Genomic DNA, 23145 nt, shown 5'->3' with positions numbered 1-23145 from the left:
CGCGGGGAACCCTCCCGGCGGCTCAGCCGGCCTTGATGACCTTCAGGAGGCGGGTGACCTCGGCGGCGACCGCGTCCCGGCCGGCGCCGATGTAGCGGCGCGGGTCCACCAGGGCGGGGTCGGCGGCGAGCCGGTCGCGGACGGCGCCGGTGTACACCTTGTTCAGGTGCGTCGCAATGTTGATCTTCGTCATGCCGTGCTCGACGGCGGCGGTGAGCGCGGCGTCGGGCACGCCGGACGAGCCGTGCAGCACCAGGGGGACGGGCACCGCGGCGGCGAGCCGCTCGATGAGCGGCAGGTCCAGCACGGTGTCGCGGGTGAGCATGGCGTGCGACGTGCCGACCGCGACGGCGAGCGCGTCCACGCCCGTGGCGGCCACGTAGCCGGCGGCCTCGGCGGGGTCGGTGCGGGCGTGCGGCGCGTGCACGCCGTCCTTCCCGCCGATCTCCCCGAGCTCGGCCTCGACCCAGACGCCGTCGTCGTGGCAGCGCGCGGCGACCTCCGCGGTGCTCGCCACGTTCGCGTCGTGCGGGAGCCGGGACGCGTCGAACATCACCGACCCGAACCCGAGGCCGACCGCCTCCCGGACCAGCCCGGCCGACGTGGCGTGGTCGAGATGGGCGACGACCGGCACGGCGGCGGCCCGCCCGACCGCCAGCACCGCCCGCCCGAGCGGCGCGAGCGCGCCGTGGTAGGCGACGCAGTTCTCGCTGATCTGGAGCACGACCGGGGTCCCGGCCCGTTCCGCGCCCGTGACGATCGCCTCGGCCTGCTCCAGCTGGATCACGTTGAAGGCCCCGAGCCCGCGGCCGGGGGCGCCGACGACTTCACTCATGGGGACGAGCGGCATGGTTCTCCTCGGTCCGGAGGGTGACATGGGGGACGAGCGCGGGGATCTCGGCGGCGTCGATCTCGCCCGCGACGGGGGAGCGGACCGCGCACGCGGCCAGCGCGACGGCGTGCCGGAGCCGGTCCGGCCAGGGCAGGCCGTCGGCGATGCCCGCCGCCAGCCCGGCCACGAGCGCGTCGCCGGCGCCCGTCGGGTTCCCCGCGACGGGACGGTCCAGCGCCGCGCGCAGCACGCCGTCCGGGGTCGCGGCGACCAGGCCGTCCGCGCCGAGCGACGCCACCACGGTCCGCGCGCCCGCCTCGCGGAGCGCGCGGATCCCGGCGCCGGTGTCGCCGGTCCCGCTGACCCGGGCCAGCTCGTCGGCGTTCGGCTTCACCACGTCCGGGCGTCCGGCGAGCCCGAGCCGCAGCGCCTCGCCGTCGGCGTCCAGGATCACCGGGCCGGGGGCCAGCCGGGCGAGCACGGCGTAGGCGTCCGGGGGGACGCCCGGCGGCAGGCTCCCCGACAGGACGACGGCGGCGGCGTCCCGGGCCAGCGCCGCGTAGCCGTCCCGGAACGCCGCCCATTCGGCGGCGGTCACGACGGGACCGGGCTCGGTGAACATCGTCACGCCGCCGCCGACGATCGTGACCGTCCGGCGCGACTCCCCGGCCACCGGTGTGAACGCGGCGGGCACGCCGAGGGAGCCGAGGCCCTCCTCGATCTGCCGTCCCGCGGCGCCGCCGGCCAGCCCGGCGGCCACCACCTCGCGGCCGAGGCCGTGCAGCACCCGGGCGACGTTGACGCCCTTGCCGCCGGGCCGCCGGTGCACCGTCTCCACCCGGTTGACCTCGCCGAACCGCGCGTCCGGCACCTCGTAGGTGTCGTCGATCGCCGCGTTCAGCGTGACCGTGAGGATCATGCGCCGGACTCCAGGATCACCGAGCGGGTGAGGTGGCGGGGCCGCTCCGGGTCGAGGCCCGCCGCCCGCGCCCGCGCGACCGCGAGCCGCTGCGCCACGATCAGGTCGGCGAGCGGATCGGCCGGCGCGGCCCGCAGGAGCCCGCCCGTCGCGGCGACCTGGCCGGCGAGGCCGCCGGGCACCTCCCCGAACATCCACACCGCCCGGCCGGGGCCGGTGATGCTGATCGGGCCGTGCCGGTACTCCATCGCCGGGTACGCCTCCGTCCACAGGCCCGCCGCCTCGCGCATCTTCAGCGCGGCCTCCTGCGCTATGCCGACCGTCCAGCCGCGCCCGAGGAAGGTGATCTGCTCGACGCCCAGCAGCTCGGCCGGGAGCGGTCCGGACACGGCGGCCTCGGCGTCGGTGATCGCGGCCGCCAGGTCCTCGCCGAGGTGCGCGCGCAGCAGCGCCAGCTGGCTGGTGGCGAACCGGGTCTGGACGACCGACTCCTCGTCCGCGAAGTCCAGCGCGATCACCCGGCCCGCGCTCCCGGACACCGGGGTGTCCGGGTCGGCGGTGATCGCGGTCGTCGGGACGGTGCCGCCGAGCCGGTCCAGGACGTCGAAAACCTCGGTCGTCGTCCCGGACCGCGTCAGCGCCAGCATCCGGTCGTAGCGGCGGGCGAGCGGCGCCTCCGAGGCGGCGAACGCGTCGGTCTCGCCGTGCCCGGCCGCCTCGCGCAGCGCCGCGTAGGCCTGCGCCATGAACAGCGAGGTGCCGCACCCGACGACCGCCACCCGCTCCCCGCGGGCCGGCAGCGCGTCCCGGACCCGCGCGGCCATCCCGGCGGCCCGCCGCCAGCACTCCGGCTGCGCGGCGATCTCGGTCATGATGCGGTTGTCGGCCATGAACACTCCATCTCTGCACTGGTTTCGGGCAAGCGGGATCCGCGCCGCGTCGTCACCGGGGCGTCAGCCCTTCAGGCCGCTGAACGACATCGTCGCGATGAAGTGCCGCTGCGCCACGAGGAAGGCGACCAGCAGCGGCGCGGTGGCGAGCGTGTTGCCCGCCATCAGCGACGACCACTCCGTGTGCCGCGTCCCGGAGAACGTCGACAGGCCCATCTGGAGCGTGAACGTGTCCTCGGACGTGATCGCGATGAGCGGCCAGATGAGATCGTTCCAGGACCCGAGCAGCGTGAAGACGACCAGCGTCGCGAGCGCCGGGCGGGCCATCGGCAGGACGATCCGGAAGAACACCCCGAGCCGCCCGCAGCCGTCGATCCGCGCCGCCTCCTCCAGCTCCGGCGGCACGGACAGGAAGAACTGCCGCATGAGGAAGATGCCGAACGCGCTGGCCAGCCAGGGCACGAACGCGGCGCCGAGCGTGTCGATGAGGCCCAGCGTCCGGAAGATCAGGAACGTCGGGATCATCAGGAGCTGCACCGGGATCATGATCGTGACCATCACCGCGAGGAAGCCGAGCCGCCCGCCCGCGAACCGCAGCCGCGCGAACCCGTAGCCCGCGAGCGAGCACAGCACCACATGGGACAGCACGGCCACGGTGGACACGACGAGCGTGTTCAGGAACCAGCGCGGATAGTCGTTCTCGGTGAGGACCATCCGGTATCCGTCCAGCGTGACGTGGTCCGGCAGCAACCGCGGGGGCAGCCGGTTCAGGTCGGCGTCCGGCATCAGCGACGTCAGCACCATCCACACCAGCGGCGCCGCGAACAGCACCGCCACCGGGACGAGGACGACGTGCAGCAGCCACCGCCGATTCGCCCCGCTCATGGTCGTGTTCCCTGTGGGGGGACGACCTCCCACAACCCCCCGGTTCGCTCCGCTCATCGCTGTGCTCCCGCCGCCGTGCGCGCGGACCGCCGCAGCATGACGGCCGACACCACCAGCGTGAACACGAACAGCGCGTACGCCACCGCGGCCCCGTATCCGGCGGCGAACTGCTTGAACGCCTGCTCGTAGAGGTAGTAGACGATCACCGAGGTGGAGTCCAGCGGCTGCCCCTTGGTCGTGGTGTACACGAGGTCGAACAGCTGCAGCGACATGATCATCTGCCAGATCACGACGAACGTGGTCGCCGGCCGCAGCTGCGGCAGCGTCACGTTCCGGAACGCCTGCCAGGGGGTCGCGCCGTCCACCAGCGCCGCCTCCCGCAGCTCGCGCGGGACGTCCTGCAGCGCGGCGAGGTACACCACCACCGGCAGCCCGACCGACCACCACAGCGACACCGCCACCAGCGTGTACAGCGCCTGGCCGGGGTCCTGGAGGAACCCCGCGCCCGGCAGCCCGAGCGCCTTCACGCCGCCGTTGACGATGCCGAACTCGGGATCGAGCACGAAGTTGGACAGGATGCCGACGGCCGCCGCCGAGGTGACGTACGGGACGAAGATGCACGTCCGGTAGATCCCGATCCCGCGGATGCGCTGGTTCAGCGCCACCGCGAGCGGCAGCCCGAGCAGCACCGACCCCGGCACGTACAGGACGGTGTAGACGACCGTGTGCCACGCCGCGTCCCGCAGCGCCGGGTCGTGCACCATCTCGCGGTAGTTCGCCAGGCCGACGAACTCGCCGCTGGAGATCAGGTCGCTGTCGTGGAAGGACAGCCACAGCGCCCAGACCGCGGGGAAGATCGCCAGGCCCACGACCACCAGGGTCGCGGGCCCCACGAACCCCCACCCCACCAGGTGCGGCATGAGGCGCCGGCGCGCCGTCTTCCTGTGCCGCGCCCCGTGCGCCGCCTGCGCGAGAGGCGGCGGAGCGGTGCCCACCGTCATGTCACTTTTCCTTGGCGAGCAGGTCGTCCGTCTTCTTCGCGGCCTCGCCCAGCGTCTTGCTCGCGGGGTCCCCGGCGATGAGCGACGTGGTGATGGCGTTGCCTACCGCCTCGGAGAACTTCGCGTACGCCGCGCTGCTCGGGCGGGCCTTCTTCGCGTTGGCGAGGTTCGCGACGAACTCGGCCGCTCCCGGGAAGTCGGCGACGTACTTCTTGTACTCGGGCAGCTGCGTCGTGGCCTTGTGCAGCGGCAGGTTGCCGACCGCGAGCGACCAGCGGGCGTCCTGCTCCGGCTTGGAGAGCCAGGCGGCGAACTCCTTGGCGGCCTTCTCGCGCCGCGACCCGTTGTCGAACAGCACCCAGAAGTCCGGGCCGGAGATCGTCTCGTGGTTGCCGTTGTAGCCGGGCAGCTGCACCGCGCCGTAGTCGATGCCGTGCTCCTTGAAGTCCAGCAGGGCGAACGGACCGGTCACCACCATCGCGACCTTGCCGGACTGGAACAGCGGGAGGAACTTCTCGCCGTTCTGGTCGAGGTACACCGACTTGTCGTCGCGCGCCATGCCGCGCCAGAGGTCGAGGGCCGCGGCCGCCTGCGGGGTGTTGAACGCGGCCTTCTTGCCGTCCGGCGTCAGGATGCTCCCGCCCTGCTGCCACAGCATCGGCCACAGCCGCCAGACGGTGTCCTCGCCGCCGCTCACCGGGTAGGCGGTGCCGTAGACGTTCTTGCCCGGGTCGGTCAGCCTCTTGGCCGCGGCGCGGAAGTCCTCCCACGTCCAGTCGGCCTTCGGGTGGGGGACGCCGGCGGCGTCGAACAGCTTCTTGTTGTAGACGACGCCGAGGTTGTCGACCACGGCCGGGACGCCCACCACCTTGCCGTGCACGGTCGCGGCGGCGCGCTCGGACTCCCAGAAGTCGGCCCAGCCGAACGACGGGTCCTGCACGGTGTCCGACAGGTCGACGACCTTGCGGTTCTCGGCGAGGGCCGCCGTCCACGACCCGTACATGTACGCGATGTCCGGGGCATCGCCGCCCGCGAGCGCCGCGGTCACCTTCTGCAGCATGTCGTCGACGTTGCTGGTCCCGAGCTGGGGGACGATCTCCACGTCCGGGTGCGTCCGGGAGTACTCCGCGGCGAGCTTCTTGAGCGGCTCGTCGTACGGAGCCGACTGCCCGTGCCACCAGGTGATCTTGACCTTCCCGCCGTCCGCGCCGTCGCCGCCGCAGCCGGCCGCGGTCAGGGCGAGCAGCGCCGCCGCCGCCAGCGCGACCGCACCGCGCAGTCCGTTGCCCATCGGCCCTCCCGAGGTTGGGTGTGGTTCGAAACCTTATGCTTACTTATGCTCGGAATAGAAGAGAAGAGAGCAGAAATCATCATCGATGGACGGGGTGAGATGTCCGAGTCCGGCGACCTGCGGCTGTCCGACTACGTTCCGCGCCCGAGCGTGGAGATCCCTGGAAGCGACGTCCCGCGCCCGCGGTTCCGGTGCGTGGACGCCCACAACCACCTCGGCCGCTGGCTCACCGGCGACGGCGGCTGGATGGCCCCCGACGTGGGGCGGCTCCTCGCGCTGATGGACGCGCACGACGTCGACGCGATCGTGAACCTGGACGGTATGTGGGGCGAGGAGCTGTCGGCCAACCTCGACCGCTACGACCGCGCCCACCCCGCCCGGTTCCTCACCTTCTGCCAGCTCGACTGGAACCTGCTGCGCGAACGCGACGGGATCGGCCGGCTCGTGCGCAGCCTGGAGAACTCGCGGACGCTCGGCGCGCGCGGCCTGAAGGTCTGGAAGACCCTCGGTCTGCACTACACGGACGCGGACGGCCGCCTCGTCCTGCCGGACGACCCGAGGCTCGCCCCGGTGTTCGAGGCGGCGGGCGCGCTCGGGCTGCCCGTCCTGATCCACACGGCCGACCCGGTGGCGTTCTTCGCCCCGGCCGACCGCCGCAACGAGCGGCTGGAGGAACTGCTCGCCCACCCCGACTGGCACTTCGGGCGCCCCGGCCTGCCGTCGTTCGCCCGGCTCATGGACGCCCTGGAGGGCCTGGTCGCGTCCCACCCGCGCACGACGTTCATCGGCGCGCACGTCGGCTGCTACGCCGAGGACCTCCGGTGGGTGTCACGGATGCTGGACGAGCACCCCAACCTGCACGTCGACATCGCCGGGCGGCTCGCCGAGCTCGGCCGCCGCCCCCGGGCGGCCCGTTCGCTGATGACGCGGCACCCCGGCCGCGTGCTGTTCGGCACCGACGCGTTCCCCCTGTCGGCCTCGTCCTACCCGACGCACTTCCGGTTCCTGGAGAGCGACGACGAGCACTTCCCCTACGCGCCGGACGAGGAGGTGCCGCCGCAGGGACGCTGGGCGATCTCCGCCCTCGACCTGCCGCCGGACGTCCTGGAGCAGGTGTACGCGGGCAACGCGCGGCGCCTCCTCTCGCTCTGACCTAGGGCCTGTTCTGCCGTACGAGCCGGACGAACCGGACGTCCAGGTCGTCACCGCGGCCGGTGGCGATCCGGAAGTCGGTGCCGCCGTTCAGCCCGTTCGCGAGGACCGGCCCGGGCAGCCGGAAGGTCGCGGTCTTCCACGACCCGTCGCCGGTGCGGCGGACGGCCGGTGAGCGCCCGCCCTCATGCTCGATCCACCAGTCGCCCGTGCCCGCGTCCCGGTACGTCACCTTGATCTGCACCGGTTCGCGCCGTCCGTCCAGGAAGCGGTCGTCGAGGTCGAAGTACAGCGATGTCTGCCCCTTCGCGCGGTCGGTCCGCAGCCCCTCGTAGGCCGTGCCGTTCTCCTCCGTCAGGACATGCGTGTGGACGTCGGCCGTGGAGCGACGTGCCCTGCCGTCCGGCGCGACGTCCCGCTGGACGAGCCAGCGTTCGAGGTTGCGCACCCATGGGCGGCTCGCCCATTCCCGGGCACCGGTGAACGGACCGGTCCGGTCCTTCCAGTAGGTGTCCTCCGCGTCGCGCAAAGCCGCCCACGCGTCAGGTGAATCGGCCGTGGTCTTGCCGATGCTCAGCCGCACCCAGTTCCAGTGATCCGGGTACTCCTTCATATAGGACGGGCCCGGGACCACGTATACCCAGTTCATTCTCAGTTGCAGCGACTTCAGGTTCGACTGCCGGACGGCATAGTACGGCTCGTCCGTCGTGTAGCCGCAATCGTTGAAGCACTCGTTCTCGGTGGCGACGACATGCCGCCCGTCGTGGACGGGCAGGCGTTCGTCCACCGTCATGTGCCCGTTCCGTTCGACACGGCTTCCGTACGAGGGCGCCTCGTTGAGATGGAAGTTGAACTCCTCGGTGATGCCCGTCCGGATGCCGAGACCCGCGTCGACCGCCTGCCTGGCGAACAGGTCCGTCTTCGACCCCCACGGCCCCCAGGGGTAGTCCTCGCCGGTGAACACGAGCTTGGTGCGGTAGGGGCCGAAGATCTCAACGAGATCGCGCCAGGCGTGCCGGTACCACGACCGGTACTTCTCGAATGTCAGCCCCTCCTCGGCGGCCTGGCTGATGACGTCGTAGTCGAACTCCGCCCATGTGAACGCGCCCGGCACATAGACGAAACGCAGCCGCGCATCAGCGCGAAGGTTCTTCTCGACGAACAGTTTCCGGTAGACGCCGAGAAGCCGTCCCCACACGCATTCGTCCCAGATCGGCAGGTGGTACTGCCCGTCGTAATCGGGCCCGACCGGCTGCACCCGGCACTCGCCGGCCGCCCATTCCGGAGCCCACCGCGACCCGCTGGCGAACACGCGCATCCAGAACGGCCGGCCGTCCGCGAGCTGGTCGCGTAACGACGCGAAGTCCATGCCCTGGGCGGAGCCGGTCGTGTCAGTGCGCAGTCGCTCGGGACCGTCCGGCTGAAGCTGCCGCCAGGTGAGGTCGAGACCGCGCGTCCCCACCTCGAACTCCGGCGCCGCCTTCTCGGAGAAGAACCCGGAGTTCGCCGACGGCCGGACCCAGCCCGGCAGCGTCCAGTCGTCGCCCGCCCGCACCCGCACGCCGCCGGTCACCGCGTCCGCCGCGCCCGCGCCGGCCATCGGGAGCAGCACCGCGATCGCGGCCAGGGCAGCCGCCGCCCGCCTCATGACAGGCCGGTCCGGCGCAGCGGCTCGGGCAGCAGGTCGCCGTGCGCCTTCACCATCTCGTCGCACAGCGTCCAGATCTCCTCGATCGTGAGCGTGGCGGCCGTGTTCGGGTCGGCCATGGCGGCGTGCCGGATGTGGTCGGGGCGCCCCTCCGCCGCCGCCCGCACGGTCAGCTCGCCGACGCTGACGAACGACCGGTTGAGCGCCGCGCACTGCGGCGGGAGGTCCCCGACCGCGGTCGGCTGCACGCCCTGCGCGTCCACCAGGCACGGCACCTCGACCGCGCACCCCTCCGGCAGGTTGCCGATCAGGCCCCGGTTCACCACATTGCCGTACACGACCCGGGGCCTGCCGGTGACCATGCTGTGGATGATCTGCGGCGCGTACTCCATGCTCCCCTCCACCGGGATCGGCTCACCCGCCGCCAGCGCCGCCCGCGTCGTGGCGTACTCGCGCAGGTTCTCCTCGCTGACCCGGATGTACTCGTCCACGGGGATGCGCAGCCGCGCCACCTCCGCGTCGTGCCGCATGAACCACGGGACGTACTCCGCCGAGTGCTCGCTGGTCTCGGTCGGATAGTGGCCGAGCCGCCGGTACATCTCGACCCGCACGCGGCGCCGCAGCTCCGGGTCGCGCTCGATCGCCTCGTCCAGCCTGGGGTACAGGTCCTCGCCGTCCCGCTGGAACGTGAGCACCCACGCCTGGTGGTTGACGCCCGCGGCCAGGTACGACACCTCCTCGTGCGGGACGCCGACCAGCTCCGCGAGGCCGCGGGTCGTCCAGTACACCGAATGGCACAGCCCCACGGCGTTGCGGACGGGGGTCGCGGCGGCGAGGTACCAGACGTTCATCGCCATCGGGTTGGTGTAGTTCAGCAGCCACGCGTCCGGGCAGCACGCCGCCATGTCCGCCGCGATCCCGTCAAGGACGGGGAAGGTGCGCAGCGCCCGGAAGATCCCGCCCACCCCGAGCGTGTCGGCGATCGTCTGGCGGAGCCCGAACCGCGCCGGGACCTCGAAGTCGGTGACGGTCGAGCCGTGCCCGCCCACCTGGATCATGTTGATCACGAAGTCGGCGCCGTCGAACGCCTCCCGCCGTTCCAGATGCGCCGTGATCACCGGCCGGGCGCCGCGCGCCTCGGCGATCCGCCGCGCCGCCGCCTCGGCCGTCGCCAGCCGCTCGGCGTCGACGTCGTGCAGCGCGATGCGGGCGTCCGCCAGCTCCGGGAACCCGAGCAGGTCGGCGAGCAGCGCCTGCGTGAACACCGCGCTCCCCGCCCCCACAAAAACGATCTTCGTCATCGGACGCCCCTCCCGGCCGGCCCGTCCTGGCACCCTTCGGTCCAGGCAGGGCCAGGCACACATGCGCAATCACGCTCGAAATGCCCACCAATCATCCACAAACAAACACCACCACACAAGGCCGAGCGGGCGTCGGCGGCCCATCTGGGCGCCGTCACCACCGAGCCGGCCACGGTCGCGCTGAGCACCGACAGGCCGGGACCGGTCAGCCCGAGGGGCCCCGCCGGCTCGTGGGAGGCGGCGGGGCCTTCGGGGTGGGGGAGCGGGGGCTACGGCCAGCTCTGGATGCCGGCGCCGTAGGGGTACAGGGGGTCGCCGTAGTCGGTGGGTGGGGGCTGGCCTGCGTCGATGCGGGCGTGGATCTCGGCGCGTTCGGCGGGCGTGGCGCCCAGGTCGTACGGGATGTTCCAGTTCTCCACGGCGTCCTCGGGCCGGTCGACGCCGCCCGGACGGAGGATCTGGTCGACAGTGCGCGGAAGCTGCCAGGGCAGCCGCCCGCGCGGCTCGTAGTCGCCGAACAGCAGGCCCGCGGTCGCCGGGCCCACCTCCTCGCCGCCCCGGTAGGTCATCACGATGGCGTCGGCGATGCCGTTCCATTCGCTGATCACCGTGGGCCTCGGCAGGTCCATCACCACGACCACGGGCACGCCCTGGTCATGGAACCGCCTGATGAGCGCGAGCTGGTCGGGCGGCAGGTAGGGCCGCTCGTTCGCCCACGCGGTCGCGTGGGTGTAGGAGGGTTCGCCGACCGCGACGACCGCGAGGTCCGGTGCGGGGGCGCTGTCCTGGTGGACGGTGACGCCCGCCTTCGCGGCCCGGGCCTTGATCGCGTCCAGCAGGGTGAGCGAGCCGTGGTTCGGGTGGAAGTAGCTCGTCCAGATGCAGCACGCGGCGCCGTCCGTGGCGCGCGGCCCGGCCACCACGAGGTCGTCGCCCTCCTTCAGCTTGAGCGGCAGGACGCCGTCGTTCTTCAGCAGGGTGATCGACTCGCGGGCGGCCTGGTTCGCGAGCGCCGCGTAGGACGGCTGGTGGAACCGGTAGGGGCCGTTCACCGGGTCGCCGTACGGCCGGTCGAAGATCCCGAGTTTGAACTTGAGCCGCAGGACGCGCCTGACCGCGTCGTCGATCCGGCTCACCGGCACCCGCGCCGTGAAGTCGGCCATCGAGAACCCGGCCGCGCCGGGGTCGGCGCCGCCCATCACGTCCGACCCGGCGTTGGCGGCGCTCACCCACGCGCCCGACGGCAGCCAGTCCGTGGTGATGAGCCCCGTGTAGCCGAGCTCGTCGCGCAGGTAGCGCAGGATCGGCGCGCTGTTCCCGGCGCCCGGCCCGCCCGGATCGAGGTACTCGCTGCCCGCGTACCCGGGCATGACGTTGACGGCGCCGGCGTCCAGCGCCGCCCGCCACGGGATCATGTGGTACTTGATCGTCACCTCGTCGTAGGTGATGCCGGCCTCGCCGCCGGCGCCCTCGCCGGGCCAGTGCTTGACGGTCGCGAGGACGGAGCCCGGGTTCAGCTCCGGGCCGCCCTGCAGCCCGGCGACCAGCGCGCGCACCTGGGCGGCGGCCACGCCGGCGTTCTCGCCGTTGCCCTCCTGGATCCGGGGATAGAGCACCTTCGTCCCGACCTCGGCGAGGGGGCCGAGGACGCCGCGGGCCCCGACCTCCAGCTCCTCGCGGCGCTGCATGTCGCCGAGCCTGTAGTCGAGGGGGTAGTTCTTCGCGGCGGCGAGGGCGCTCTGCAGGGGATAGGTCGTCTCGTAGCCCGCGATCGTGTCGCCCGCAGACACCGGCGGGATGCCGAGACGCGTGCCGGCCGCCGCGCGGAGCACGGTGTGGAGGTCGTTCGGCTGGGCCGGGCCGAAGTGCCAGCCCGACCGGGCGTACGCCTGCGCGTTGTAGAACATCTGGTACGCCTTCTCCTCGGTGGTCATCCTGCCGAGAAGGTCGTCGACGCGGTCCTCAACGGGCCGGCGCCAGTCCTCGTACGGCTCGATCGAGCCGTTCTTGTTCAGGTCGCGGGCCCCGTTGACGATGCCGACTCCGTCGTCCACCGTCTCGATCTCGGGGAGGTAGACGCTGAACGTCCGGATGTTCGAGGTGGTCCGCGCGCCGGAGCCGTTCACCGCGACGACGTACCACCGGTACGTCCAGCGGTCGCCGATGTCCCAGGACGGTGCGTAGCTCGTGCCGGACGTCTCGGCGACCTTGGTGTAGAGGTCCAGCAGCGGGCCGGACGCGGTGAAGTCGTAGTCCGTGCGGCTGATGTTGATCCACACCTCGTAGCGGGCCGCCCCGGGGACGCCCGCCCAGGACAGGACGGGACGTCGCGTGTTCGTCACCATCGCGTGGTCGGCGGGTGTCACCAGCGCGAACTGGCCGGTCGTGCCCGGCGCCTTGGAGGGCGCGGAGAGCAGGGGAGGCGTGGTGGACGACGAGTCGACGGTCCCGAAGACCTGGAACTCCCAGAACGAGTACCCGTAACCCGTCGCGCGGTCCGTGCCGGAGAACCGGATGTAGCGGCCCTTCCCGGTGACGTCGAGGTTCTCGACGCCTCCCTTGCCGGTGGTCGTGGAATAGAGGGTCGTCCAGGAGGTGCCGTCGCCGGACACGTCGAGGCGGTAGCCGGTCGCGTACGCCGCCTCCCAGTTCAGCGTGACGCCGGTGATCGTCGCGGTGCCGCCGAGGTCGACGCGGAGCCACTGGTCGTCGCCGGCCTCGCTGGACCAGCGGGTCGTGGTGCGGCCGTCGAGTGCCGCCGCGGGCGCGTTGCCGCCCTCCCAGGAGGACGCCGTCACCTGCTTGAACGCCGAGATCGGCGTCGTTCCCGGTGGCGGCCCGGTCTCGGCCTCGCCGTAGACCGAGAACTCCCACAGGGAGTATCCGTAGCCGGTGGCGCGGGCGGTCCCGTACATCCGGATGTAGCGGCCGCGACCGGTGACGTCGAGGGTCTGGTTCCCGCCGGAACCGGTGGTCGTGGAGTAGATGGACGTCCAGTCGGAGCCGTTGCCGGAGACCTGGATCTGGAAGGCGGCCGCGTACGCCGCCTCCCAGTTCAGGACGACCTGGCTGATGTCCCTGCTCTCCCCGAGGTCGATCCGCACCCACTGGGGGTCGCCGAAGGCGCTCGACCAGCGGGTGCCGGCGTTGCCGTCCACCGCGGCGGACGCGGGGTAGGCGTCGCCCTCGCTGGACGACGCCGTCGCGGGCTTGTTCAGGGACAGCAGCGTCGCGGCGCGGGCGGCGCGCGCGGGGACGGTCAGGAGTGCGGCGAGCACCGCCAGCACGGTGAGGGCGCTCGTGTACCGCTGTCGTGCGGTCATCGGGTTCTCCCGGGGTTACCAGCCGACGGCGACGAGGAGGTACCGCGGGTCGCCGTGCGAGATGAAGGAGGAGCGGCCGGCGTAGTCGTCGTACGGGAAGCCGTAGGCCAGCCGCCCGATCGCGTGGTCGTGCCAGAACTTCGCGTAGTAGTTCGCGGGCGCGGCGTTGTAGAACAGCGCCGGGTCGGACCACTGCGACCGCGGCAGGTGCGCGACGTGCCGGTTGAGCGCCGAGCACATCCCGGCGTCGTTCGCGAGCGGCCCGGAGCACCCGGTGACCTGCTGCGTCGTGGCCGAGACGCCGACGGACGCGGCGTAGGAGGCGAAGTAGCCCGCCTGCGCGCCGCCCGGCTGGAAGACGGGCGAGTTGCCCGGCGCCGGGATGCGGTACGGGGCCTCGACGGTCGCCAGCGAGTCGAACTCCGGCGGCACCTCGTCCACGAACCGCTGGAACGTGGCCGCCCGGTCCTCGGCGAAGGTGGCCTGGTCCTCGCCGACGGACACGTCGTACCCGTCGTGCGCCCGCAGGCGCATCGCGAGCTTCAGGCCGAAGCCGTCGACCCGGGTGGTGTTGCCGTTGAAGACGTCGGCGCCGACCGTGAACTCGATGAAGTCCTGGTAGCGGCTGGTGGGCGAGCCGAGGAAGAAGTACATCCGCCCGGCGGAGTTGACGGGCATGTCCAGGTACGGCTGCTCGGCGATCGAGTGGGTCTGACCGTTGAAGCTCCAGTACACCTGGCTGTCGGGATACCGGCCGTTCGTCCGGTTGAGCACCTTGACCATGAGGACGTTCCGCGCCGGCGGGATCGTCGAGGTGTCGCCCCAGAAGTCGTCCTCGGGCGGCGTGGTCGTCCCGGTCGTGTGGACGGCCATGCCGAACAGCGAGTAGCCGCACTGGGTGCCGCGGCTCGTCCCGTACATGCGGACGTAGCGGCCCTTGCCGGTGACGTCGAGGGTCTGGCTCCCGCCGGATCCGGTGGTGGTGGAGTAGGTGGAGGTCCAGTCGGTGGCGTTGTCGGAGACCTGGATCTGGAAGGACCTGGCGTAGGCGGCCTCCCAGGAAAGGACGACCCGGCAGATCTCCTGGCTGGTGCCGAGGTCGATCTGGAGCCACTGGGGGTCGCCGAAGGCGCTCGACCAGCGGGTGGCGGGGTTCCCGTCCACGGCCGCCGAGGCGGGGAACGGCGCGTTCTCGGTGGACGAGGCGCCGGCGGGACGGTTCAGGGCGGCGTCCGACGTCCCGCACGCGGCGGCGTTCGCGGGGGCGCCCGGCGCGAGGGCGGCGGGCAGGAGCAGGGACAGGGCGGTCATGGCCGCGGCAAGCCTCATGGCATCTCCGTTTCGAGGGGGGCGGAGAGGAGGGGCGCGAGCCCCCGCGGGCCCGCCCGGCGCGGACCCGCGGGGAGCGTCAGCCGGGGATCAGGGGTAGGCGACCACGGTGGCCGGGACGGTGTCGGTGCCGGACGCCTCCGGGCCGGTGTCGTTGACGACGTGCCGGATGACCCCGTTCCCGCCCAGCGAGACCGTGAGCAGGCCGTGGAACCGCACACCGGGCCGGTTCGGCACCTCGAACCCGCGCGCCGCCACGATCGACGGGTCGACGTTGAAGTAGCAGTAGCTGCCGAGCCCCCAGCCCTCGTGCGTGGTGACCGAGTCGGCCACCTTGTACGCGGCGTAGCCGTCGGGCGAGTCGGCGCGCCAGGCGGACTGGTCCGGCGGGTCGTACGGCATCTCGTTCTGGAAGAAGATCGTTCTGCCGCCGTCGCCGTTCCAGATCAGCTGGTACTTCTGGTAGTGCTCTACGAACAGGCCGTAGGCGGTGACGTCGTCGCCGTTGACGACCACCCCGTTGGCCGCGGTGTTGACCGTCCAGCCGACCCCGGCGCCGTGGTCGGCGCGCCACGCCCAGATGTGGTCGAGCAGGACGTCGTCGCTGTTGACCACCAGGCTCGTGGACGCCCTGCCGGGCCCGGCGCCGCCGATCCGGAAGAACACGTCCTGCACGGACGCGGGGTTGCCGGCGTGGTCGGCGTTCCCGTTCTCGGGCCCGAGCCGCAGCAGCACCGGCGACTCGACCGGCCCGGCGTCGAACAGCAGCCCGGCCAGCTTGACGCCGTCCACGTCGGCGACGTTCATCGCCGTCACGCCGTTGCCGGGGATGAGGGTCGGGTAGCCGACGCCGAGCACGACGGTGTCGGGACGGGTCACCTCGATCGTCCGGTCGAGGTGGTACACGCCGGGCGTGAACAGCAGGTTCAGGCCCTGGCTCAGCGCGGCGTTGATGGTGGCCGCCGAGTCGCCGGGCTTGGCCACGTAGAACCGCGTCAGCGGGATGGACGAACCGGGCGTCGAGCCGCCGGACCAGGTCGTCCCGCGCGAGTCGCGCCGCAGACCAGGCACGAAGACGTTGTACGCGCCCGCCGCGTCGACGTACAGGTACGGCTTCTCGCGCGTCACCGGGCTGGTGTTCAGCGTCGTGTACGGCGGGTTCGGGAAGCTCTGCGCGGGCGCGCCCTCGACACCGGAGAACACCATGTTCCAGACGCCGTTGAGGTTGCCGCCGATCTGGCTGTCCCGGGTGAGCCACTGCTGCTGGGAGTACGGCTGCACCTGGCCGTCCACCTTCGAGTCGGCGATGTAGCCGCCGCTCGCCCAGCCGTAGCCGGTGGGGGCGAGGTTGAGGTCGCCGCGGACGTGGATCCGCCGGAACGGCGCCGCCTGCGACACCGCCCACTGGTTCGTCCCGCCGGGCGGGCTGATCGACAGGTTCTCGGCGGACCGCCAGAAGTTCTGCGTGGCGTTGCCGCCGAACCAGCCGGCGTCCACGGTGACCCCGTTGAGGGTGACGTCGTCGGGGTCGCGGCCGAGGCCGGCGATCGAGGTGTAGAAGCCGATGTTCGCGTTGACGTTGTAGCTGCCCGGCTTGAACAGCAGCGCGTACCGGGCCGTCCCGAACTGGTCGCTCTCCTGCTCGCGGAAGACGGCGTCGAGCCTGCCCTGGATGTCGGACGCGCTCATCGACGGGTCGAACACCAGCACGTTCGGCCCGAGGTCGCCGCCGCCGGGGAGCGTCCCGCCGCCGCCGGAGCCGGTGTGCACGGCCATGCCGAACAGCGAGTAGCCGTACTGGGTGCCGCGAGCGGTTCCGTACATCCGGACGTAGCGGCCCTCGCCGGTGACGTCGAGGGTCTGGGTGCCGCCGCTCGCGTTCGTCGTGGAGTAGATCGAGGTCCAGTCGGAGGTGTTGCCGGAGACCTGGATCTGGAACGCCTTGCCGTACGCGGCCTCCCAGGTCAGGACGACCTGGCAGATCTCCTGGCTGGAGCCGAGGTCGACCTGTAACCACTGCGGATCGGTGAACGCGCTGGACCACCGTGTTCCGGAGTCACCGTCGACGGCCGCGGAGGCGGGGAAGGCCGCGTTCTCGGTGGTCGAGGCGGTGGCCGGGCGGTTCAGCGCGGCGTCCGCGGTGCCGCAGGCCGCCGCCGCGGCGCGTCCCGCGGGACCGGGGACGGCGAGGGCGAGGGCGAGCAGGAGCGCGAACGCGGCCGCCGGCCAGGCTCTCCCGAACGGCGGCGCAGGGGGTGGGACGGGATGCATGGCGCATCTCCTTCGGGGTGGGTGCGACTGAGCTGGGCCCCTTCGATCACGCTTTATTTCACAGCCTGATTTAAGGCGGGGAATATGTGGCCGTCAAGAGCCCCCCGAGACGTGTTGAACTCCCGCCCGCCGGGGCGCGTACCCCTCCGCGTAGATCGACACCCGGAACCAGGAGGGTTCATGAGGCGCCGGAAGAGCGTGAGGAACAATCGGCTGCGCACCGTGGTCACGACGACCGCGGTGGCGGCCGGATCCGCCGGGCTCGTGGCCGGCTCGCTGTACGTCGTGCACGCCGAGGGACGGTCGGGCGGCCAGGAGGCGAAGCTCGCGGGGGACGCGCGGGCCGGGCGCCAGGGCGCGGGCCAGGACGCGGTGCGCGCCGCGCGGACGACCGGGCAGGCCGCCGCCAAGGCCGCCGGCATCGCCGACCGCCTCGGCGACCGCACGACCGGCGCCTACGTCGACTCGGCGGGACGCCCCGTCGTCACGGTCACCAACGCCACGGACGCCGCCGCGGTGCGGTCCGCCGGGGCCGTCCCCAAGATGGCGCAGCGCAGTCCCGCGACGCTGAAGCGCGTCACCAACACCCTCCAACGGTCGGTGGCGGACATCCCCGGCACCGGATGGGCGGTCGACCCCGCCACCTCCAAGGTCACGGTGTGGACGGACGACACCGTCACCGGCACGCGGATGGCGGCCGTCCAGCGCACGACCCAGCAGATGGGCGCGGCGATCCGCATGGTGCGCATCCCCGGGAAGCTCCGCTCGTTCGCCCTCGGCGGCGACGCGATCTTCGGCGGGGGCGCCCGCTGCTCGCTCGGCTTCAACGTCAAGCGCGGCCAGCAGGACTTCTTCCTGACCGCGGGCCACTGCGGCAACGAGGTCCAGGAGTGGACGTCGGACCAGCAGGGCGCCGAGGCCGTCGGCACCACCGTGCAGAGCAGCTTCCCCGGCAACGACTTCGCGCTCGTGGAGAGCGCGGAGGGCGCCGCGGGCGAGAGCGCGGTCAACCTCTACAACGGCGAGTCGCAGGAGATCACCGAGGCCGCCGAGGCGGTGGTCGGCCAGCGCGTCCTGCGCAGCGGGAGCACCACCGGCGTCTCCGACGGCACCGTCACCGCGACCGGCGCCACGGTGAACTTCGCCGAGGGCACCGTCACCGGGATGATCCAGACCACCGTCTGCGCCGAGCCGGGCGACAGCGGCGGCCCGCTCTTCGCCGACACCACCGCCCTCGGCCTCACCTCCGGCGGCTCCGGCGACTGCCAGACCGGCGGCGTCACCTTCTTCCAGCCCGTCACCGAGGCCCTCGACGCCTTCGGCGCGGAGATCGGGGCGGCCGGGGGCGGCCAGGGCGCCGGCGGCGGCGAAGGGGCCGGGGGCGGCGAGGGAGCCGGTGGCGGTGAGGGCGCCGGTGGCGGTGAGGAGGCCGGGGGAGGCCAGGAAGGTGCCGGCGGCCAGGAAGGCGCCGGGGCTCCCGAAGGCGGCCAGGCTCCCGAAGGCGGCCAGCCCGCAGGGAACGGCGAGCCCTCCAGGGGCTACTGACCGGGAACGGCCAAGGAAGCCCAGTCCACATCCGGCCTGGGCTTCCTTCGGGCCCCGCGCCACCTGACAGGTCGCCCCGGACGTCGCGGATCAGGTGACAACAGGGTGGATCGGCTGAAAGGCTTTCCTCGCACGACGCGCTCACGGGTTCGCGCGGCAAGGGGAATGGCGAGGAGGCGACGGCTGTGACCGTCTCGATGGTTAAGGGTCAGCGGATCTCGCTGGAGAAGCCCGGCGGCGCGCTGAGCATGGTCCGGATGGGCCTCGGCTGGGACGCGGTGAAGAAGAAGGGGTTCTTCGGATCCCGCGAGCGGGAGATCGACCTGGACGCCTCCTGCGTGCTCTTCGCCGACCGCAACCTCGCCGACGTGGTCTACTTCGGCAAGCTGGTCAGCGACGACGGCTCCGTCCGGCACACCGGCGACAACCTGACCGGGGCGGGCGACGGCGACGACGAGTCGGTGATCGTCGACCTGGCGCGGCTGCCGGTGCACGTCACCTCGCTGGTGTTCACGGTCAGCTCCTTCAACGGGCAGACCTTCAACGAGGTGGAGAACGCCTTCTGCCGCCTGGTCAACGAGGTGGACGGCGGCGAGATGGCCCGGTACACGCTGACCGGCGGCGGCGCCCACACCGCGATGGTGATGGCCCGCATCTACCGCCACGGCGGGGCCTGGAAGATGAACGCGATCGGCGAGCCGTGCCATGGCCGCACCTTCCAGGACATGCTGCCGACGATCGCCGCGCACTGCTGACCGCCGATGGCCGACCTCCCACGCGGCGGCAACGCTCCGCTGCCCGCCCGGCGGGTGACCGCCACCGTGTCCTGCGCCGTGCCCGTCGACGTCAGCGCCCTGCTCGTCGGGCCCGACCTGCGGGTGCGGTCGGACGCCGACCTGGTCTTCTTCAACGCGCCCGAGGCGCCCGGCGTCCGCTGGGCCGACGGCGGCGCCGGCCAGCGCGTCGAGCTCGACCTCGACGCGGTCCCCGCCGGGCTCACGGTGCTGATCGCGGTGAGCCTGGCGGGCGCCGGCTCCTTCGGGACGATGCCGCCGCCGCGGCTCCGCCTCACCGCGAGCGGCGGCGACCCCGCGGCCGAGTTCACCGTCCGGGGACTCGGCCCGGAGAAGGCGATCATCGGGCTGGAGATCTACCGCCGCGCCGAGGCGTGGAAGGTGCGCGCCGTCGGCCAGGGCTACGCGGGCGGCCTGGCCGAGCTGGTGGAGGCGCACGGCATCGAGGTGGACGACCCCGGCGAGCAGGACGCCGCCATGGCCGCCCCGCCCCCGGGACCCGCGGTGGGCGCGCCACCGCCTCCCCGCCCGCCGCAGCCACCCCCCACGGGGCCGCCCTCGGCACCGCCGCCCCCCGCACAGCCGCCGCCGGCCTCGGCACCGCAGCCGCCCGCGCCGGGGCAGCCGTCGTCCACCGAGGTCGAGTACATCGAACGCTGCTGGCTGGTCTGGGAGGACGCCAGCCGTTCGGTGGCGGCCTTCCGCGCCGCCACCGAGCACGCGCTCACCCTCCGCAACGAGGAGATCGCCGGCCGGCAGCCGCGCGGGCGGTTCGAGCAGCTCATGCGGGAGGCCGACGAGCGCCTGCGCGCCGACGCCGGCCAGCTGCGCGACGAGCTGGCGAGAGTGGAGCCGCAGCTCACGCCCGAGGTGGCGCCGTTCGACGCGCCGTCCTGGCTGACCTGGCGGCCCGGCGTCGACCTCGCCGAGGGAATGCTGCTCGGCCGGCTGTCGACCGCCGAGCTGCCGGGCCTGCGGGTGCCGCTCGTGCTGCGGCTGCCCTGGCGCCGCGCCATGTGGATCTCGCGCGGCGTGATGCCCGGCGACGCGGCCGCCTACGCCTGGTCGCTCGCGACCCGGTTCCTCGCTGCCGTGCCGCCCGGCGTCCTCGGCCTGGAGGTGATCGACGCGGCCGGGCTCTCCGGCGCGGGCTGGCTGCACGGCTTCGACCCGGCCACCTGCGCCCGCCTGCTGGGCGGCGGCGTGGCCACCGGCCCGCACGCGGCCGAGCGGCTCCGCCGCCTCCTCGACCTGGTCGACCTGCGCCGCATCGGCGGCGCGGAGGAGTCCCTCGCGGGCCCGATGGGCGGCCCGCCGGTGCGCCTGGTGATGATCCTCGACGCCGGCGCCGCGCTCGACGGCGAGGACGCGGACCGGCTGCTGCGCCTGGTCGAGGACGGCCCGCTGGTCGGTGTCCCGGTGCTGCTGGTCGAGACCGACACGCCGGCGGCCGAGTCCGTCCGCGCCATGCGGGTCCGCCAGTCGTGCAACAACCTCCCGTCCAGCGAGGACGCCATCGGCGACTCCTGGGTGGGCGTCGACTGGACCCTCACCCCGGAGGTCCTCCCGGACGCCGGCGACGGCACGCGCCCACCGGCCCTGTTCACCCACGTCCTCGGCGCGCACGCCCGGAGCATCGCCTCCCACGGCTGAGCCAAGCCCCGGCGAACGGCATAGGGACGCCTCTCGAAACTTTCGAGAATTGCGTCCAGTGATCGCTCATCGAGCCTCGTGAGAATTGGATGCCGCACGCATTCGACACGCGTCCTGCGACGTCAACCGTCCTGTGGAACGATCTAGATTCGACCGGATGACCGAAATGTTTCGAAAGGAATCGTTGACACTGTCGGGGAAGCGCGCGCATACTCACACCCGATCGGCCGGTTCCGCCACCGGTTCCGCCGCCGGATCCACCCCTTCGGGGGCGCGGTCATCGGTGGCGGGACGGCCGAGCCCCCCGCCGATGCTCCCGAGGAGGAAGCATGTACGAGCACGCCACCCCCGCCGGCCCGATCACCCGCAGGCGCCTCATCGGCGCGGGCGCTCTCGGCGCGGCCCTGGTCGCGTCCGCCGCCCTGCTGCCCGGCTCGGCCGCCGCCGACACGGTCATCACCACCAACCAGACCGGGACCGACAACGGGTACTTCTACTCGTTCTGGACCGACGGCGGCGGGTCGGTGTCGATGACGCTGAGGAGCGGCGGCAGCTACAGCACCTCCTGGTCCAACGCCGGGAACTTCGTCGCGGGCAAGGGCTGGAGCAACGGCGGCCGCAGGACCGTGAACTACTCGGGCAGCTTCAACCCGTCCGGCAACGGATACCTGGCCCTCTACGGGTGGACGTCGAACCCGCTCGTCGAGTACTACATCGTCGACAACTGGGGCAGCTACCGGCCCACCGGAACCTACAAGGGCACCGTCACCAGCGACGGCGGCACCTACGACATCTACAAGACCACGCGGTACAACGCCCCGTCCGTCGAAGGCACCAGGACCTTCGACCAGTACTGGAGCGTCCGGCAGTCCAGGCGGACGGGGGGCTCCATCACCACCGGCAACCACTTCGACGCCTGGGCGCGCGCCGGCATGAACCTGGGCGCCTTCCGCTACTACATGATCATGGCCACGGAGGGCTACCAGAGCAGCGGCAGCTCCAGCATCACCGTCGGCTGAGCGCCGGAGGAGCCCGCCATGCGCACCGGATCACCCTTGCCCAGACGCACGCTGTCGACGGCACTGGCCGCCGCGGCGGCGGCGACCGCGGCCCTCGCCGTGACCGCCGCCCCCTCCCACGCCGCCGCCTGCAACGGATACATCGGGCTCACCTTCGACGACGGCCCGTCCGACGACAACACCCCGAGCCTGCTCAACGCGCTCACCCAGTACGGCCTGCGGGCGACGATGTTCAACCAGGGCCAGTACGCCGCCGCCTACCCGGCCCAGGTCCGGGCCCAGGTCAACGCCGGCATGTGGGTCGGCAACCACAGTCACACCCATCCGCACATGACCCAGCTCAGCGAGGCGCAGATGGACTCGGAGATCTCCCGGGCCCAGCAGGCCATCGCCGGCGCCGGAGGCGGCACTCCCCGGCTGTTCCGCCCGCCCTACGGCGAGACCGACGCGACCCTGCGCTCGGTGGAGACCAGGCACGGCCTCACCGAGATCATCTGGGACGTCGACTCGCAGGACTGGAACGGGGCGAGCACCGACGCGATCGTGCAGGCCGCCGGCCGCCTCACCGCCGGTCAGATCATCCTCATGCACGAATGGCCCGCCAACACGCGCGCGGCCATTCCGCGGATCGCCCAGGTCCTGGCCGCTCGCGGCCTCTGCGCGGGAATGATCTCACCGCGGACCGGCCGTGCCGTCGCCCCCGCCTGATCGAAGAACCGCGAGAGCCGGGCGCGGCGGCCCACAAGGCCGCCGCGCCCATCGCCGTCCGGAGCGGCCTGCTCAGCCGTAGGCGTACTCGTCGATGTCCAGCTCGGCGCGTGTGAGGCGGAGGAACTCCAGCACCCGCCCGTCCAGGTGCCAGCCCAGCAGCTGGTGCTGACCGGGGAGTTTCTCCAGGCCGCCGGCCGGGGCGGGCCGGGCCTCCTCCTCGCCGTCCGGATGCTCGAACACCCGCACCACCTGGAGGGTGGCCGCGCGCCACCCCTCACCGGCGCCGTCGAGTTCGAGGGCCAGGGCGCCGATGCGTTCCGCGTGCTCGAACAGCCTGTCCACGACCCGGGCGATCTGCTCGTCCACGGTGAGCCCGGGCCGGCGGCAGACGATCCGCCACGTGTGCGCGACGGGACGCGGCGGCCGCGCCAGACGGCTTCCGCGCACCTTGCTCTCGTCCGCCTCGATCCCGAGCCGCGCGCTGATCTCGGTGGCCGGCACCCGCGTCGATTTCAGAGCGAAGTAGACGTACTGGGACACGCGCATCCGGTGACCCTATCGACGCCGCTGCTGAGAGCGGA

Annotated in this window: 17 protein-coding genes and 1 pseudogene; 6 read left to right on the top strand and 12 right to left on the bottom strand. The window is 72.5% G+C overall.

Features of this window, described 5'->3' with window-relative positions; genetic code table 11:
- Positions 1 to 22: 22 nt before the first annotated feature.
- From K8Z49_RS09610 to K8Z49_RS09585, 6 genes are all read right to left on the bottom strand, one after another.
- Positions 23 to 835 carry a class II fructose-bisphosphate aldolase gene (locus tag K8Z49_RS09610; RefSeq protein WP_235206588.1) on the bottom strand — a complete coding sequence of 271 codons (813 nt, stop codon included), beginning with the start codon at positions 833 to 835 and terminating at the stop codon, positions 23 to 25.
- Positions 828 to 1751, bottom strand: coding sequence for a 1-phosphofructokinase family hexose kinase (locus tag K8Z49_RS09605; RefSeq protein WP_024936658.1), 924 nt, complete (start codon positions 1749 to 1751; stop codon positions 828 to 830). The genes K8Z49_RS09610 and K8Z49_RS09605 overlap by 8 nt, the downstream gene beginning before the upstream one ends.
- Entirely contained in the window at positions 1748 to 2641 is an 894-nt protein-coding gene (locus tag K8Z49_RS09600; RefSeq protein WP_412518249.1) for an SIS domain-containing protein, read from the bottom strand. The genes K8Z49_RS09605 and K8Z49_RS09600 overlap by 4 nt, the downstream gene beginning before the upstream one ends.
- Before the next feature lie 63 nt (positions 2642 to 2704).
- The gene (locus tag K8Z49_RS09595; protein WP_412518247.1) at positions 2705 to 3526 is read right to left on the bottom strand and encodes a carbohydrate ABC transporter permease; all 822 of its coding nucleotides are present in this window, start codon (positions 3524 to 3526) and stop codon (positions 2705 to 2707) included.
- A 53-nt stretch (positions 3527 to 3579) separates the two neighbouring features.
- The gene (locus tag K8Z49_RS09590) at positions 3580 to 4527 is read right to left on the bottom strand and encodes a carbohydrate ABC transporter permease (protein ID WP_412518245.1); all 948 of its coding nucleotides are present in this window, start codon (positions 4525 to 4527) and stop codon (positions 3580 to 3582) included.
- A gap of 1 nt (position 4528) precedes the next feature.
- Positions 4529 to 5818, bottom strand: a complete 1290-nt coding sequence (locus K8Z49_RS09585; RefSeq protein ID WP_412518243.1) for an ABC transporter substrate-binding protein — start codon at positions 5816 to 5818, stop codon at positions 4529 to 4531.
- Between the two features lie 99 nt (positions 5819 to 5917).
- On the opposite strand from K8Z49_RS09585, the gene K8Z49_RS09580 reads away from it, so the two are divergent.
- Positions 5918 to 6970 (top strand): amidohydrolase family protein, encoded by a 1053-nt coding sequence (locus tag K8Z49_RS09580; protein ID WP_412518241.1) that lies wholly within the window; start codon positions 5918 to 5920, stop codon positions 6968 to 6970.
- A gap of 1 nt (position 6971) precedes the next feature.
- Here the strand turns inward: K8Z49_RS09580 and K8Z49_RS09575 are convergent, their stop codons facing one another.
- The 5 genes from K8Z49_RS09575 to K8Z49_RS09555 all read right to left on the bottom strand — a co-directional run bounded on the left by K8Z49_RS09575 (position 6972) and on the right by K8Z49_RS09555 (position 16842).
- On the bottom strand, positions 6972 to 8618 hold the full coding sequence (locus K8Z49_RS09575) for a hypothetical protein (RefSeq protein WP_412518239.1): 1647 nt from the start codon (positions 8616 to 8618) through the stop codon (positions 6972 to 6974).
- On the bottom strand, positions 8615 to 9919 hold the full coding sequence (locus tag K8Z49_RS09570; protein WP_412518237.1) for an alpha-glucosidase/alpha-galactosidase: 1305 nt from the start codon (positions 9917 to 9919) through the stop codon (positions 8615 to 8617). Before K8Z49_RS09570 ends, K8Z49_RS09575 begins: the two co-directional genes overlap by 4 nt.
- Before the next feature lie 269 nt (positions 9920 to 10188).
- Positions 10189 to 13242 carry a discoidin domain-containing protein gene (locus K8Z49_RS09565; protein ID WP_412518235.1) on the bottom strand — a complete coding sequence of 1018 codons (3054 nt, stop codon included), beginning with the start codon at positions 13240 to 13242 and terminating at the stop codon, positions 10189 to 10191.
- A 15-nt stretch (positions 13243 to 13257) separates the two neighbouring features.
- Entirely contained in the window at positions 13258 to 14571 is a 1314-nt protein-coding gene (locus K8Z49_RS09560) for a beta-1,3-glucanase family protein (RefSeq protein ID WP_412518233.1), read from the bottom strand.
- A 90-nt stretch (positions 14572 to 14661) separates the two neighbouring features.
- The gene (locus K8Z49_RS09555) at positions 14662 to 16842 is read right to left on the bottom strand and encodes a discoidin domain-containing protein (protein ID WP_412518231.1); all 2181 of its coding nucleotides are present in this window, start codon (positions 16840 to 16842) and stop codon (positions 14662 to 14664) included.
- Between the two features lie 180 nt (positions 16843 to 17022).
- Here K8Z49_RS09555 and K8Z49_RS09550 point away from each other — a divergent pair, with 180 nt between their 5' ends.
- The 5 genes and pseudogenes from K8Z49_RS09550 to K8Z49_RS09530 all read left to right on the top strand — a co-directional run bounded on the left by K8Z49_RS09550 (position 17023) and on the right by K8Z49_RS09530 (position 22561).
- Positions 17023 to 18387, top strand: coding sequence for a S1 family peptidase (locus tag K8Z49_RS09550; RefSeq protein ID WP_412518229.1), 1365 nt, complete (start codon positions 17023 to 17025; stop codon positions 18385 to 18387).
- Positions 18388 to 18572: 185 nt separating this feature from the next.
- Positions 18573 to 19142 carry a TerD family protein gene (locus K8Z49_RS09545; RefSeq protein ID WP_021600514.1) on the top strand — a complete coding sequence of 190 codons (570 nt, stop codon included), beginning with the start codon at positions 18573 to 18575 and terminating at the stop codon, positions 19140 to 19142.
- A gap of 6 nt (positions 19143 to 19148) precedes the next feature.
- A complete protein-coding gene (locus K8Z49_RS09540) occupies positions 19149 to 20834 on the top strand; it encodes a TerD family protein (protein WP_412518227.1) in 1686 nt (561 codons plus the stop codon).
- A gap of 329 nt (positions 20835 to 21163) precedes the next feature.
- Positions 21164 to 21850 (top strand): annotated as a pseudogene (locus K8Z49_RS09535) (glycoside hydrolase family 11 protein); the annotation flags it as partial.
- A gap of 21 nt (positions 21851 to 21871) precedes the next feature.
- A complete protein-coding gene (locus K8Z49_RS09530) occupies positions 21872 to 22561 on the top strand; it encodes a polysaccharide deacetylase family protein (protein ID WP_412518225.1) in 690 nt (229 codons plus the stop codon).
- 72 nt (positions 22562 to 22633) lie between these two features.
- Here the strand turns inward: K8Z49_RS09530 and K8Z49_RS09525 are convergent, their stop codons facing one another.
- Positions 22634 to 23110 carry a DUF4279 domain-containing protein gene (locus tag K8Z49_RS09525; RefSeq protein WP_075021967.1) on the bottom strand — a complete coding sequence of 159 codons (477 nt, stop codon included), beginning with the start codon at positions 23108 to 23110 and terminating at the stop codon, positions 22634 to 22636.
- Between the last annotated feature and the right edge of the window lie 35 nt (positions 23111 to 23145).

Origin of the sequence: Actinomadura madurae (assembly GCF_047130825.1) — a bacterium.
In the GTDB taxonomy this organism is placed as follows: domain Bacteria; phylum Actinomycetota; class Actinomycetes; order Streptosporangiales; family Streptosporangiaceae; genus Spirillospora; species Spirillospora madurae.
Note: the sequence above shows the minus strand (reverse complement) of the source record. Positions and strands in the feature narration are given on the sequence as shown.

What these genes read in the sequence shown, in the direction of transcription:
- K8Z49_RS09610 (WP_235206588.1), bottom strand. Translation starts at nt 835, where the DNA reads ATGAGTGAAGTCGTCGGCGCCCCCGGCCGCGGGCTCGGGGCCTTCAAC.
- K8Z49_RS09605 (WP_024936658.1), bottom strand. Translation starts at nt 1,751, where the DNA reads ATGATCCTCACGGTCACGCTGAACGCGGCGATCGACGACACCTACGAG.
- K8Z49_RS09600 (WP_412518249.1), bottom strand. Translation starts at nt 2,641, where the DNA reads ATGGCCGACAACCGCATCATGACCGAGATCGCCGCGCAGCCGGAGTGC.
- K8Z49_RS09595 (WP_412518247.1), bottom strand. Translation starts at nt 3,526, where the DNA reads ATGAGCGGGGCGAATCGGCGGTGGCTGCTGCACGTCGTCCTCGTCCCG.
- K8Z49_RS09590 (WP_412518245.1), bottom strand. Translation starts at nt 4,527, where the DNA reads ATGACGGTGGGCACCGCTCCGCCGCCTCTCGCGCAGGCGGCGCACGGG.
- K8Z49_RS09585 (WP_412518243.1), bottom strand. Translation starts at nt 5,818, where the DNA reads ATGGGCAACGGACTGCGCGGTGCGGTCGCGCTGGCGGCGGCGGCGCTG.
- K8Z49_RS09580 (WP_412518241.1), top strand. Translation starts at nt 5,918, where the DNA reads ATGTCCGAGTCCGGCGACCTGCGGCTGTCCGACTACGTTCCGCGCCCG.
- K8Z49_RS09575 (WP_412518239.1), bottom strand. Translation starts at nt 8,618, where the DNA reads ATGAGGCGGGCGGCGGCTGCCCTGGCCGCGATCGCGGTGCTGCTCCCG.
- K8Z49_RS09570 (WP_412518237.1), bottom strand. Translation starts at nt 9,919, where the DNA reads ATGACGAAGATCGTTTTTGTGGGGGCGGGGAGCGCGGTGTTCACGCAG.
- K8Z49_RS09565 (WP_412518235.1), bottom strand. Translation starts at nt 13,242, where the DNA reads ATGACCGCACGACAGCGGTACACGAGCGCCCTCACCGTGCTGGCGGTG.
- K8Z49_RS09560 (WP_412518233.1), bottom strand. Translation starts at nt 14,571, where the DNA reads ATGAGGCTTGCCGCGGCCATGACCGCCCTGTCCCTGCTCCTGCCCGCC.
- K8Z49_RS09555 (WP_412518231.1), bottom strand. Translation starts at nt 16,842, where the DNA reads ATGCATCCCGTCCCACCCCCTGCGCCGCCGTTCGGGAGAGCCTGGCCG.
- K8Z49_RS09550 (WP_412518229.1), top strand. Translation starts at nt 17,023, where the DNA reads ATGAGGCGCCGGAAGAGCGTGAGGAACAATCGGCTGCGCACCGTGGTC.
- K8Z49_RS09540 (WP_412518227.1), top strand. Translation starts at nt 19,149, where the DNA reads ATGGCCGACCTCCCACGCGGCGGCAACGCTCCGCTGCCCGCCCGGCGG.
- K8Z49_RS09530 (WP_412518225.1), top strand. Translation starts at nt 21,872, where the DNA reads ATGCGCACCGGATCACCCTTGCCCAGACGCACGCTGTCGACGGCACTG.
- K8Z49_RS09525 (WP_075021967.1), bottom strand. Translation starts at nt 23,110, where the DNA reads ATGCGCGTGTCCCAGTACGTCTACTTCGCTCTGAAATCGACGCGGGTG.